The organism is Corynebacterium sp. HMSC05E07, from assembly GCF_001807225.1.
GTDB lineage: Bacteria > Actinomycetota > Actinomycetes > Mycobacteriales > Mycobacteriaceae > Corynebacterium > Corynebacterium singulare.
The window spans coordinates 81,793-95,556 of record NZ_KV788240.1 but is presented as its reverse complement, the minus strand read 5'-3'; the positions used below and the strand labels follow the sequence as shown (position 1 = coordinate 95,556).

Here is a 13,764-nt window from a genome sequence, read left to right as displayed (position 1 = left end):
CTTTTTCTGTTCACACAGTTATATCTGTGTGCTCTGCGCTCCTTAAGCGAAGCGCTGAAGGAAGAGCGCCTCGGCGATGGCGATCTTTTCAATCTCGTTCGGGTCGACCGACTCGTTGGCGGAGTGGATGGTGCACTGCGGCTCCTCGACGCCAAAGAGCGCAATCTCCGCGTTCGGGTGCTTCTGCTGCAACTCCACGGTCAGCGGGATGGAGCCACCCATGCCCTGGGTGATGGTCTCACCGTCATAAGCCTCGCCCAGGCACTCGCCGAGGAGCGCCACAGCAGGCTTGGTCGGGTCGGTCTCGAAGCCCAGGTTGGCCTCCAGGATGGTCACCTCGATGTGGGCGCCGAAGGGGACGTGCTTCTTAAGGTGCTCCGCCAGGGCTTCGGCCGTGGTGCGCGGATCCATGGTGGCCGGGGTTCGCAGGTTGATGTTGGCCTCCGCGGTGGCAGGGATAGCGTTGACGGCTTCGGAAACCGGGGTAGAGGTAAAACCAGTGATGGTCACGGCCGGGCGTGCCCAAATCATGTCGGCGATGGCGGTGGCGCCAGCCGGGTCCTTCGCGCCCATGATCTCCGTGCCCTCGAGCATTTGGGCATCGGCGCGGAAATCTTCCTCCGTGTAGGCGGTGTCCTGGCCCTCGGCCAGCGGCCAGGTGCTGGCACAGTCGACGCCGTCGATAGTCGTGCGGCCGTACTCATCTGTGAGGGAGTCGAGGGTGCGCATGAGTGCCTTGACAGCATCCGGGGCTGCGCCACCGAACTGGCCTGAGTGCACCGCGGAGTTGAGGGTCGACACCTTGACGTTGATCTGGGAGCCACCGCGCAGGGACGTGGTGAGCGTCGGGACGCCAGCCTTGGCGTTGCCGGCATCGGCAATGAGGATGGCGTCGGCAGCAAAAAGCTCCGGGCGCTCCTCGATGAGCGCAGACAGGCCCTCGCCGCCGCGCTCCTCTGAACCCTCGATGAGGACGGTGAGGTTGAGGTCGGTGCCACCGGCCGCATCCAGGGCGCGCAGGGCGGCGAGGTGCATGGCCACGTTGCCCTTGCAGTCAGCGGCGCCGCGTCCGTACCAGCGGCCATCGCGCTCAGTGAGCGTAAACGGATCGGAGTCCCACGCCTCCGGGTTACCGGCTGGCACCACGTCATAGTGGGAGTAGAGCAGCACCGTCTTCGCGCCCTCCTTGCCGGGGCGCTTGGCGACGATCGCTGTGGAACCATCGGCGGTAGTGATGGCTTCGGGGGTGAAACCGGCGTCGGCAAGCGTGGCGTGAACCCACTCCGCTGCTTTCGCGGTCTGATCTTCCAGACCCGGCTCATTGTGGACAGAGTTGAAGGAGACCAGCTCCTTGAGCTGGCCGAAGATGGTCTCGCGGTCGTTGGTCACAAAATCAGAAATGTTGGTCATGCCCTCCAACCTACTCGCCTCCTAAAATCGGTCTATTGAACAGTAGGGAGTAATATATACCCGGTTCGAGTACGTATTCCTTAGAAAGGACCTTTCATGGCGACGACGACCGCCGAGGGTTCCCAGTCCACACTTCGCGAGCTCACGCTTCGCGGCATCATCATTGGTGGGCTTATCACTCTGATCTTCACCGCCGCGAACGTGTACCTGGGTCTCAAAGTGGGCCTGACGTTCGCCACCTCCATCCCCGCAGCCGTGATTTCCATGGCGGTACTGCGTCGCTTTGCCGGGCACAATGTTAAAGAAAACAACATCGTGCAGACCATCGCCTCGGCGGCTGGCACGCTCTCTGCCATCATCTTCGTCCTGCCTGGCCTGGTCATGGTGGGCTACTGGCAGGGCTTTTCCTTCGTCGATACAGCCGCGGTGTGTGCCATCGGCGGTGTCCTCGGCGTCATGTATTCCATCCCTCTGCGCCGCGCGCTGGTGACCGGCTCCGATCTGCCGTACCCAGAAGGCGTAGCTGCGGCTGAGGTCCTCAAGGTGGGCGATAGCACCGGCACGGAAGGCGAGGCTGCACACGAGGAGAACACGAAGGGGCTGCACGTTATCCTCTTCGGCGGCATCCTGTCCGCCATTATGGCGCTGCTCGCCGCGATGAAGGCCGCGGCCTCTGAGGTTGCTGCCTACTTCAAATTGGGTGCCGGTGCCACGACGCTGGGTACGTCTCTGTCCTTGGCGCTCATCGGCGTGGGCCACCTCGTTGGATTGGCCGTGGGTATCGCCATGCTCGTGGGCGTGGTCATCTCCTACCTCTTCTTGCTGCCGATCTTTACCAGCGGTGAGGGGCTGGGTGATCCGGCCACTGTGATGGAGACCGTTGATACGGTCTTCTCCGGCCAGATCCGCTTCGTCGGTGTGGGCACCATGGCGATTGCCGCCATCTGGACGCTCATCAAGATCGCTGGCCCGATTGCTAAGGGTATGGCCGAGTCCTTCGCGTCGTCCCGTAACCGCAAGGACGGTCAGCAGGTCGACGTCGTGGAGCAGGACATTCCCGCTCCCTACGTCATCGGCACGATCATCGTGCTGATGTTCCCGATTGGCCTGCTGCTGTGGAACTTCGTCCGCGGCACCGATATCCATGATCACATGGCTGTTCTCATCGCGGTCTCCGTGCTTTTCACCCTCTTGGTGGGCCTTATCATTGCCTCGGTCTGTGGTTACATGGCAGGTCTTATCGGCGCCTCTAACTCGCCGATTTCCTCCATCGGCATCATCGCCGTCATCGTCGCGGCTCTCATCATCGCGGCCGTGACCCGCGGAACCGACGCTGAGCCGCTTTCGCTCGTGGCCTACACGCTGTTCACCGCGGCCATCGTCTTCGGTATCGCCACCATTTCCAATGACAACCTCCAGGACCTCAAGACCGGTCAGCTTGTGGGCGCTACCCCGTGGAAGCAGCAGGTAGCACTCATTATTGGTGTCCTCTTTGGTTCTCTGGTCATCCCGCCGATTCTGCAGATTATGCTGACCGGTTTCGGCTTCCAAGGCATGGAGGGCGCCGGTGAGGATGCCCTGGCTGCCCCGCAGGCAGCGCTGATGTCCTCGGTGGCATCCGGCATCTTTGATAACTCCCTTCCGTGGAATCTCATTGGCCTAGGCGCAGCCATCGGCGCGGTCATCATCGTCATCGACGAATGCCTGCGCCACTTCACCGGCAAGCACTCCTTGTCACCGTTGGCCGTGGGCATGGGCATGTACCTGCCGGCTGCCATCACCATCGTGGTGCCGACTGGTGCACTCTTGGGCTACTTCTACAACCGCTGGGCCTCCCGCCAGTCCAACCCGGACTTCAGCAAGCGCATGGGTACCCTGTTGGCCACCGGCCTCATCGTTGGTGAGTCCCTATTTGGTGTGCTTAATGCCGGCATCATTGCGGCGTCGGCAGGCGAATCCCCGCTGGAAATCTTTAGTGGTGGCACCGCTGCCAACGTCATCGGCATCATTCTCTTTGTTGCAGGCATCGCCGCGGCGTACACGTGGACCTCGAAGAAGGCGGCTTCTTAAACTCACGGTTCATTAATCATGACGGGCGGTACCTTTGTGTGCGGGCGGTGCGGAAGCACCGCCCGTTCGCTTATAGCGTTCGTGTTGAACCTTGCAGTCGACGGGGCTGAGTGCCAGAATGGTCGCTAGCACTTCCACATGGCAAGTGCCAGAAATAAACCGAGTCATCTATGTGGTTGGGGCTGGAGAACACTCGCCAGCCGTGCCGTCGCGGGCGTCCGTCATAGATCAGACGTGAGTGTCGTCCTCAACAAAGCTTAAGGAGCACAAACACATGGCAAAGATTATTGCCTTCGATGAAGAGGCACGTCGCGGCCTCGAGCGTGGTCTCAACACGCTTGCCGACGCCGTCAAGGTCACCCTCGGCCCCAAGGGCCGCAACGTTGTCCTGGAGAAGTCCTGGGGCGCCCCGACCATCACCAACGACGGTGTCTCCATCGCGCGCGAGATCGAGCTCGAGGACCCCTACGAGAAGATCGGCGCTGAGCTGGTTAAGGAAGTAGCCAAGAAGACCGACGACGTCGCCGGTGACGGCACCACCACCGCTACCGTTCTGGCCCAGGCCCTTGTTCGCGAGGGTCTGCGCAACGTCGCTGCTGGCTCCAACCCGATGGGCATCAAGCGCGGCATTGAGACCGCTACCAAGAAGGTTGTTGACTCCCTGCTCTCCTCCGCCAAGGAAGTAGAAACTCAGGAAGAGATCGCCACCACCGCTGGCATCTCCGCCGCTGACCCGGCAATCGGCGAGAAGATCGCTGAAGCTATGTACACCGTGGGTAACGGTTCCGTGAACAAGGATTCCGTTATCACCGTGGAGGAGTCCAACACCTTCGGCGTTGATCTTGAGGTCACCGAAGGTATGCGCTTCGACAAGGGCTACATCTCTGGTTACTTCGCCACCGACATGGAGCGCCAGGAGGCAGTCCTGGAGGATCCGTACATCCTGCTGGTTTCCTCCAAGATCTCCAACATTAAGGACTTCGTCCCGCTGCTGGAGAAGGTCATGCAGACCGGCAAGCCGCTGCTCATCATCGCTGAGGACGTCGAGGGCGAGGCGCTGTCCACCCTCGTCGTGAACAAGATTCGCGGCACCTTCAAGTCCGTTGCTGTGAAGGCTCCGGGCTTTGGTGACCGCCGCAAGGCCACCCTGCAGGACATGGCTATCCTCACCGGCGGCCAGGTCATCTCCGAGGAGGTCGGCCTCTCCCTCGAGACCGCCGAGCTCGAGTACTTGGGCCAGGCCCGCAAGGTTGTTGTCACCAAGGACGAGACCACCATTGTTCAGGGCGCAGGCGCTCAGGAGCAGATTGATGGCCGCATCAAGCAGATCCGCGCCGAGATCGACAACTCCGACTCTGACTACGACCGCGAGAAGCTGCAGGAGCGCCTTGCCAAGCTGGCCGGCGGTGTCGCAGTCCTCAAGGTTGGTGCCGCCACCGAGGTTGAGCTCAAGGAGCGCAAGCACCGCATCGAGGACGCCGTGCGTAACGCCAAGGCTGCCGTGGAGGAAGGAATCGTTGCCGGCGGTGGCGTAGCACTCCTGCAGGCCGCTGAGGTTCTGGATTCCCTGTCTGACCTCACTGGTGACGAGGCTACCGGCGTCAAGATTGTCCGCGAGGCGCTGTCTGCACCGCTGAAGCAGATTGCTCAGAACGCTGGCTTGGAGCCGGGCGTTGTGGCTGACAAGGTTTCTTCCCTGCCGGCTGGCCAGGGTCTCAACGCCGCTACCGGCGAGTACGTCGACCTCATGGCCGCGGGTATCAACGACCCGGTCAAGGTCACCCGCTCCGCCCTGCAGAACGCTGCGTCCATCGCTGCACTGTTCCTCACCACTGAGGCAGTGGTGGCTGACAAGCCTGAGCCGGCCGGTGCTGCTGGCGCTGGTATGCCGGATGCTGACGCTATGGGCGGTATGGGCTTCTAATCTCAATGCCTGGGCGTTGTGTCCCAGATGGCTATATCAAAGAGAATGCTCCTCACGGTTTTCCGTGGGGAGCTTTCTCTGTGTTGAGACACTTTCGTGTCTTTTCTCCACCCTATATGGGGGTATTTTTCCGGAGTGTGCTGGAAAATTTTTCAGATTTTTCAGGTTCTGCGCGCACCTTTCAATCGGAAGGTTACGGGATGGTGTTACGTATTTCGGGCCACATTCTGGATCTGTGTGTCCACTGTTCCGCATTTGCCCAGTTAGTGGGGTTTTCGCAGGTAAGGTGAACATTAGGTTAATTGATAACATCTTCTGAATGCTGGTGTGGGAGTCTAGTTTGGCCGAAAAATTAACACCGGCATCCACTTGCAATGTGGGGGAGCTGTGCCAAAATAGTTTCTTGTGACGCCCGCTGAGGGTGTCTGCAAACCGCAAACCCCCTCCGGGCACTTTCTACCCGGACTTCACAAAAGGAGACCATAATGGATCTTTCTTTCATCGGCGACCAGCTCGACAACTTCGCCACCTTCGCTGGCGGCATCAAGGACCTGTTCAAGGGCTTTGCTGGCGCCTTCGACGCCATTGCTGGCGCTGCTACCTCCGAGGACGCTGACTTCGGCGTTCACACCGAGGGCCTCGAGGCTCTGTCCTCCAAGTAAGCCTGATGCGCCTTAGGGCGCACTGAGAACATAAACTTTCAATCCCAAGGAGATTTATAATGGGTACCCTTTCTTCCTCCGGCATCATCGGCCTCGTTCTGAACGTTCTGTACAACCTCGGCGACATGGCCGGCGGCGCTTCCGACCTGATCGGCCTGCTCTAAACAGCACGCTGTTCACGCAGAACTAAGCGTTAAACCCCGCTGCCTGTTAAGGCGAGCGGGGTTTCTCATGTTTTGCGAGAGGTGCGGGCTTGAAGTCGGCTCTACGGTACGTTTTCGTAAATATGGCAGCGTAAACACCAGAATTTCGGGACTTGTTTGCGAAAACGTACCGCGGCGTTAGTGGCAGGTACGGACCGGTCATTAGAGGCCCTGGATCTTCAGGGCACCATGTGGAAGAAGCGCAGTAGTTGTGGCGGGTTACGTGTGGTGATGCCGCCGTTGTTTCGAGAGTGGGGGTAAATGGGGCCGCTGGGGCAAGGTTTACTCAGCCAGATGTCTGGTTCATAGATAGAATTATGGGCATGGCTGACATTAAAGACGACGAACTCCCCGAGATCGACCTTGCACAGACCGACGGCTACGTCGTCGACGACTCCGATGAAGATGACCCTGCGCTGATCATGCCGGATGGCTCGCCAGTCGAGACCTGGCGCGAGAACTACCCGTATGAAGAACGTATGACGCGCGACGAGTACGAAAGCATTAAGCGCGCTCTGCAGATTGAGCTGCTGAAGTGGCAGAACTGGACCAAGGAAACCGGCCAGCGCCACATCATCATCTTCGAGGGTCGTGACGCTGCCGGCAAGGGCGGCACCATTAAGCGCTTCAACGAGCACCTCAACCCGCGTGGTGCCCGCACCGTGGCGCTGGAAAAGCCCTCTCCGCGTGAGTCCACCTCCTGGTACTTCCAGCGCTACATCGAGCACTTCCCGTCCGGCGGCGAGATCGTCTTCTTCGACCGCTCCTGGTACAACCGCTCCGGTGTTGAGCGCGTCATGGGCTTCTGCACCGAGTCCCAGCATGCAGAGTTCCTCCGTGAGGTTCCGATGTTGGAAAACATGCTCTTGGGCTCAGGCATCTCTCTGACCAAGTTGTGGTTCTCCGTGACCCGCAAGGAGCAGCGCACCCGCTTCGCCATTCGCCAGATCGACCCAGTCCGCCAGTGGAAGCTGTCCCCGATGGACTTGGCCTCCCTGGATAAGTGGGATGACTACACCCGCGCGAAGGAAGAGCAGTTCCGCTACACGGATACCGATGAGTCCCCGTGGATCACCATCAAGTCGAATGACAAGAAGCGTGCCCGCATCAACGCCATGCGCTACGTACTGTCCAAGTTCGAGTACACGAACAAGGACCACGAGCTCGTAGGCCAGGTCGATGAGAAGATTGTGAAGCGCGGTCGTGAGCAGATTGGTGATTAATCACCACGCCTAGTGCGCCTTTTCAGCAATTCAGGCAGAAAAAAGGAGGCGGCAGGGAATCCCTGCCGCCTCCGTGCAGTTCTCGGCAGAGAAATGAGTGGGTGTAAGAAAAGACCAAAAAGTTCATGTCAGTGTTACCCTGCCGTTGCTCAGGCAGGATATCCATTTCATTATGAAATATCACCTTCTTGCACCTGCTGCGCTCGCCGTCGTGGGTCTGTGCACCATATCGCCGGTAGCGGCTGCCCAGTCATCCTTTAGCACGCTGTCCTCTTCGTCTAGCTTCTCGTCCTCACTCTTTAACTGGAATTCCTCAAGTAACTCCAAGAAGCCGGAAGATGTCGCTCCGGGGGACGTGGAGGAAGCTGAGACTCCACTGACGCCGACGGGCAACCGAGTCATCTGGCACGAGAGCTTTGATGAGTTGGAGAATCCCGCCCGCTTTACGCACCGTATGCCGGAGGGGTGGTCCTCCTCCGTCGACGGCGTAAACTCTGGTGAAGCTCGGTGGAAGGGCTGGACTACGTCAACGATCCGAGACTGGACGTGGGCTGCTCAGACGGACATGCGTCATTGGTTTACTCAAGCCCACGACAATCTGGTCATTATTGACAGCAAGCAGCAGCGCCTCAATGACACCGATGCCATGACCGCACAGTTGACGTCCCCGAGCATTCCTGTGGCGGGCCAAGGTGACATCAACCTCGAGTTTGATCATCATTATCGCCAAGGAAAAGAAGGCCAAAACGCTATGGTGCAGGTCTCCTTTGACGGGGCCGCAGCGCAGACTCTTGCCACGTTTGATCGCGATGTCTTCTCCAAACATGAGTCGCTGCCTATTGAGGTTCCCGTAGGCGCGCAGTCCATGCAAGTCACGTTCACTTACGCCAACGGCAACGATGACTGGTGGTGGGCTGTCGATAATGTAGGCGTTGTCAAACGCCTGCCAGAGGTTACTGGCAAGCCACAGGCCATTGTCGATGTATTATCCGATGTCCAAGGCGACCCCGAAGACTATAAAGAAGCAATTGGTCTGCTCAACGCAATGGACGACACAGCCGGTGCGTTGGTCCTCAATGGTGACATTGTGGATGATGGTTCCCAAGGGCAGTGGGACACGTTCTTGCAGGCACAGAAGGACGCACCTCATGCTGCGGGAACGCAGCTGTGGACTATCGGCAACCACGAGATGTACGGTCCTGAAGGCTCAGAGACTTATCTGAAGCGCTTCCTCACCTACGCAGGCCAGGACAAACCATGGAATGAGATTGTGGTCGACGGTGTGCCGCTCATCTCTGTCAATACGGAATACTATTCCGACATTGACCGTGGCGGAAAGGAACCGTTCCAGAGGCTGAGCAAGGAACAATTGGACTGGCTCGATGAGCGTTTGAACTATTGGGATGAAAAGGGAACTCCGGCGTTGGTATTTAGCCACCCTCTGCTGCCGCAGACCGTGTCCATGTCCCATTCGGCCTGGTATCAGAACGACTTTGAGGACCTTGAAGCCCTGTCCAATGTAGTGAATAAGTACACCAACATCGTGTGGTTTAGCAGCCACAGTCATTCTTCCCTTCGGCAGAATAACTGGTGGGGTGTGCGCCGTTACGACGGCACTGGCGAGGCCGGGCGCACCGGATTCCCCGTGGTAAACACTGGCGCAATTCTCAATGAGTACCTGCCGGATGGCGATCACGACGAAAAGGTTGTTAAGGAAAAGGAAGAGGCCTCCAGCGGACTGCGGGTCAAGGTGTTCTCTGACCGCGTCCGCGTGGAGGCCTGGGATTTCAAAGCCAACGAGATTATTGATGTCGTTGACTTTGCCCGTTAATTGGTCCCTACTTCTTCCATGGCTCAATCGGGTTGCCTTGCCACTCGGAGTTGCGCGGGACCTGGTCACCGCGCATGACGAGCGAACCGGGGCCCACCGTGGCGGTGGAGCCGATGACGGAGGCCGGCAGCGCGACGGAGTGCGCGGCGAGGGTGGCACCGGCGTCGATAGTCACGGTGTCCAGGCTCATGACGCGGTCCTGGAACAGGTGGGTCTGCACCACGGTGCCCGGGCCCACGGAGGCACCAGCACCGACGGAGCACAGATCCGTCTCGGGGAACCAGTAGGAGTCAATCCACGCGCCGTGGCCAATCTTGACGCCGAGTGCGCGCAGGCCCTGGTTGATTTCACCGGCACCGTAGGTGTGGGTGAAGAACCACGGGGCAGCGACGGCCTCAACGAAGGTGTCCTGCAGCTCGTTGAGCCACACAAACGCCGACCAGAGGGGGTGGTCACCCGGGGTCTGCGTGCCGACGCAGATCCACTTCACGGCCACGGTCACCGTCATCGCGATGGCACCAGCCACCATGAGGATGAGTCCGCCAAGAGCCCAGGCGAGCGCGATACCAAAGGTGCTAGCCAGGGCGTAGAGCGTGGCCAGCGTGCCAGCCAGCAGCATGGCTGACGTCATCGGTGCCAGCAGACGCATGGTTTCAATCGCGCCACGCGCAGCCTTGACCTTGAAGCCCGGGTTGTAGGTGAGGGACTCGCCCTCCACGCCCTCGACGTGGGCCTCAACGCGGCGCATACGCTCCGGCGGGGAACCCCACCAGTTCGCGCCAGACTTGGTCTTCTTCGGCGTCGAGGAAAGCACGGCCACCAGCGAGTTCTTGGACAGCTTGCGGCCCGGGCCGGTGATACCGGAGTTGCCCACGAAGGAGCGCTTGCCCACCTTGGTCTCACCGGTCAGCATCCAGCCGCCGCCGAGCTCGTAGCCACCAATCATGGTGTCATCCGCCAGGAAGGCGCCGTCCTTGACCTCGGTGAGCTTGGGCACCATAACGGCCGTGGAAATCTCCACGTCCTTGCCAATCGTGGCGCCCAGCGAGCGCAGCCAGGTCGGGGTCAACTGGGAAGCGTACAGCGGGAAGAGCTGCGTGCGGGCCTCATCCATGAGACGCTCCACAGCCCACAGGCGCCAGCCCTTGGCCGAGCGCACCGGTGCCACGCCCGGCGTGAGACCGAGCGAGAGCACGCGGACACCGAGCCAGGTCTGCAGCATGAATGTCAAGAATGCCGCCAAGGCGCCCAATGGCGCGAAGAACAGGGAGCCGATGAAGGCAGAGCCATCCGTCAGAGCAATGAGGCCTACGACCACGGCCGTGCCCACCGCCAGCGCCACGATGGGCTGCAGGGCCAGCATGATGGAGGTCGCGCCATAGATGGCGACCCACCACGGACGGCGCTTCGGCGCATGGGACGGGAAGCGGTGCTTGGAGCGGCCCACCTTCTGAGCGGGCGACCCGGACCAGCGCTGACCGTCCTTGATTTTCTTGCGTCCGGTCACGGTGGAACCAGCCTCGACGTGGGCGTCCTTGCCTACGACGGTGCCTGGCAGCAGGGTCGAGCGCGCGCCCACGCGAGCACCTTCCTTGACTTCAATGGCGCCGACGCGCAGGATGTCGCCGTCGAGCCAGTAGCCGGTGAGGTCCACCTCTGGTTCGATGGCCGCATGCTTGCCCAAGGTGAGCAAGCCCGTTACTGGCGGCAGGGAGTGCAGGTCCACGCCGCGGCCCATCTTCACGCCCAGGGCACGGGCGTAGTTGTTCACCCAGGTAGCGCCCGCAATAGAGCGCGAACCGGAGGCATCCGCCCAGCGTTCCGCGGCCCAAATGCGCAGGTGTGTGGAGCCACCACGTGGGTACTCACCGGGTTTGATGCCTGCGGTGATCACACGTGCACCGAAACCACCGATGGGGATGCGCCCCACCGGGGTGACGAAGATGATGAGGAGCACGGCCACGAGCCACCACGGGGTGGTCATGGCCCAGTCCAGGCCCAGCAGGTTCGCCACGTTGGAGCCCAGCAGTAGCCAGGACAGCCACGTCGTAGCGGCGAGCGTCATGACGGGGATCTGAATGAGTGTCTGCGCAATGCGCGTGCCTGCGCCCACTGGCTTGACCTCACGGGCGGGGCCGGCATCCTCAACGGATTCGGCGCCGGCGAGCTGCTCAGCTAGGGAACCCAGGCGCGGGTGGTCATAGAGATCACGCACGGCCACAGTGGGGAAGCGCTCGCGGATGCGGCCGACGAGCGTTGCCGCGGCCAGCGAGGTGCCGCCGAGGGAGAAGAAATCAGCATTGACATCCTCGACGGACACACCGAGGGTGTCCACCCACAGCTCGGCTAGCCACTGCTCGGTCGGGGTGAGGCCCGCAGCCTCCACGCCCACTCCAGGCAGCGGCCACGGCAGGGCCTTCTTATCCACCTTGCCGGAGGTGCGAATCGGCAGCTCATCCATCACGCAAATGCGCGGAACGAGGGCGGCCGGCATGGTTTCCGCTAGGCGGCTGTGTGCCGCTTCGTGGTCGAAGCCTAGGTCAGGGTCATCCAGTGAGACGTAGCCGACGAGCACGGACTCGCCGCCGGGCGTCTTCTGCACGGCGACGGCAGAGTTGTACACGTTCGGCAGGGCGGCCACGTTGGCCTCCACCTCACCAAGCTCGATGCGGCGGCCACCAATCTTGACCTGGTCATCGACGCGGCCCACGAAGTACAGACCGTCCTCTTCCAGACGCACGTGGTCACCGGTGCGGTAGGCGCGCTCCCAGCCCATGGACTCCAGCGGCGCATATTTCTCCGCATCCTTCACGGGGTCCAGGTAGGCAGCCAGGCCTACACCACCAATGACGAGTTCGCCCACCTCACCGATGTTCACGGGGGCGCCGTGCTTATCGACGACCACCAGATCCCAACCATTCAGCGGCAAACCAATCGATACCGGCTGGCCGGGCAACATGCGCTTTGCGCAGGCCACGACGGTGGCTTCGGTGGGGCCGTAGGTGTTCCACATTTCGCGTTCGTCGGTGGCCAGGCGGTCCGTGAGCTCCTGGGAGCAAGCTTCGCCGCCGACGATGAGGAGGCGGATGTTATCCAGAGCCTCGGCGGGCCAGAGACCGGCCAAGGTCGGCACGGTGGAGACCACCGTGATGTCACGGCGGATGAGCCACGGGCCTAGGTCCATACCGGAGCGCACGAGGGAGCGTGGGGCCGGGACCAGGCAAGCGCCGTGGCCCCACGCCAGCCACATTTCCTCGCAGGAGGCGTCGAATGCCACGGACAGGCCGGCCAGGACGCGGTCATCCGGGCCGAGTGGGCCCTGCGGGCTATCAACCAGGAAGAGGGCGGCTTCGGCGTCGACGAAGGCGGCCGCCGAGCGGTGGCTCACGGCCACGCCCTTGGGCTTGCCGGTCGAACCGGAGGTGAAGATGATCCACGCGGTGTCCTCCGGGCGCGGCTCATCAAAGGCCACGTCGTCTGCTTTGGAGCCCGTGTCGTTTCCGCCGCGCTCGCGCAGCATGCGGAAGCCCTCGTCGGTGAACACACCGTCGATGTCAGCCTCGCCGAAGACCATCTCGGCGCGCTCGTCCGGGTCGTCGGCGTCAACAGGCACGTAGGCAGCACCGGCGGCGAGCGTGGCCAGGATGGCCAGGTAGAGTTCGCGCTTGCCGGAGGTCATGCGGATGCCGATGCGGTCGCCGCGGCGCACGCCGTTAGCGTGGAGCTCGGAGGCCCAGGCGGAGACGTCGGCAAGCAGCTCAGCGTAGGTGAGGATCTCGCCGTCATCGAGGGCTGCGGCGTCCGGGTACAGCTCCGCGGAGGTGCGCACGATGTCCCACAAGGTGCGGGACGGTGCGGCCTCGGAGCCGAGGAGGTACTGCTCAGGAACGCGGGGTTCCTCGGTCTTCAGGGCGTGGCGGCCCTGGCTAGTATCGGATTCCTCCATTTAGGCATCACCACCTTCGCCATCGCCGGGGGCGTCTGCCGCGATGATGGCCTTTGCCAACTTGCGCAGGTGCTTGAGCTGCTTGTTCGTGGACTCGTCAAGGGCAGCGTCCTCTGCCTCGGCGACGAGCGCGGCGAGCTCCTTGTGGGCTTTCACGCCCTTCTTGGTGGCGGCAATGATCTGGCGGCGGCGGTCCTTGGCGTCGCGCTCACGCTTGACCCAGTTGCGGGACTCCAGCGAGTCGAGGAGGCGCACCATGTCGGAGGCATCGATGGCCAAGGTCTCAGACAGCGCGGACTGGGAGGACGCAGCGTCTGCGACAAGGCAGGTGAGCACCCAGTATTCGCGCAGCGTGGTCTGCTGGGTCTGCAGCGCGGCCTCGACGCCATCGCGGGTGCGGCGGCGGAGGCGCTCCAACTGGAAGGAGGGGGACTCCAACAGAGCGGTAGGAATAGTAACAGAATTTGATGAAGACATGCCGATGATATTAGTCCG

General features: G+C 61.5%; 9 protein-coding genes. 6 read left to right on the top strand and 3 right to left on the bottom strand.

What is annotated here, in order from left to right; genetic code table 11:
- Positions 1-42: 42 nt before the first annotated feature.
- A complete protein-coding gene (locus HMPREF3149_RS07815) occupies positions 43-1,410 on the bottom strand; it encodes a dipeptidase (protein ID WP_070537362.1) in 1,368 nt (455 codons plus the stop codon).
- A gap of 96 nt (positions 1,411-1,506) precedes the next feature.
- Between HMPREF3149_RS07815 and HMPREF3149_RS07810 the strand changes: the two genes are divergently transcribed.
- From HMPREF3149_RS07810 to HMPREF3149_RS07795, 6 genes are all read left to right on the top strand, one after another.
- A complete protein-coding gene (locus tag HMPREF3149_RS07810; RefSeq protein ID WP_070537361.1) occupies positions 1,507-3,480 on the top strand; it encodes an OPT family oligopeptide transporter in 1,974 nt (657 codons plus the stop codon).
- A 274-nt stretch (positions 3,481-3,754) separates the two neighbouring features.
- Positions 3,755-5,404, top strand: coding sequence for a chaperonin GroEL (gene groL, locus HMPREF3149_RS07805; RefSeq protein WP_070537360.1), 1,650 nt, complete (start codon positions 3,755-3,757; stop codon positions 5,402-5,404).
- Positions 5,405-5,889: 485 nt separating this feature from the next.
- The gene (locus HMPREF3149_RS13610) at positions 5,890-6,066 is read left to right on the top strand and encodes a PorH family porin (protein WP_168162192.1); all 177 of its coding nucleotides are present in this window, start codon (positions 5,890-5,892) and stop codon (positions 6,064-6,066) included.
- Positions 6,067-6,125: 59 nt separating this feature from the next.
- Positions 6,126-6,230: a porin gene (locus HMPREF3149_RS13755; protein ID WP_210385430.1), complete on the top strand. Its 105-nt coding sequence runs from the start codon at positions 6,126-6,128 to the stop codon at positions 6,228-6,230.
- Between the two features lie 362 nt (positions 6,231-6,592).
- Entirely contained in the window at positions 6,593-7,492 is a 900-nt protein-coding gene (ppk2, locus tag HMPREF3149_RS07800) for a polyphosphate kinase 2 (RefSeq protein WP_042532401.1), read from the top strand.
- Positions 7,493-7,664: 172 nt separating this feature from the next.
- Positions 7,665-9,323 (top strand): metallophosphoesterase family protein, encoded by a 1,659-nt coding sequence (locus HMPREF3149_RS07795; RefSeq protein WP_070537359.1) that lies wholly within the window; start codon positions 7,665-7,667, stop codon positions 9,321-9,323.
- A gap of 7 nt (positions 9,324-9,330) precedes the next feature.
- Here HMPREF3149_RS07795 and HMPREF3149_RS07790 read toward each other — a convergent pair whose 3' ends face one another.
- The gene (locus HMPREF3149_RS07790; protein WP_070537358.1) at positions 9,331-13,269 is read right to left on the bottom strand and encodes a Pls/PosA family non-ribosomal peptide synthetase; all 3,939 of its coding nucleotides are present in this window, start codon (positions 13,267-13,269) and stop codon (positions 9,331-9,333) included.
- Positions 13,270-13,746 (bottom strand): MarR family winged helix-turn-helix transcriptional regulator, encoded by a 477-nt coding sequence (locus HMPREF3149_RS07785; RefSeq protein ID WP_070537357.1) that lies wholly within the window; start codon positions 13,744-13,746, stop codon positions 13,270-13,272. It abuts the gene before it with no gap.
- Positions 13,747-13,764 lie beyond the last annotated feature (18 nt).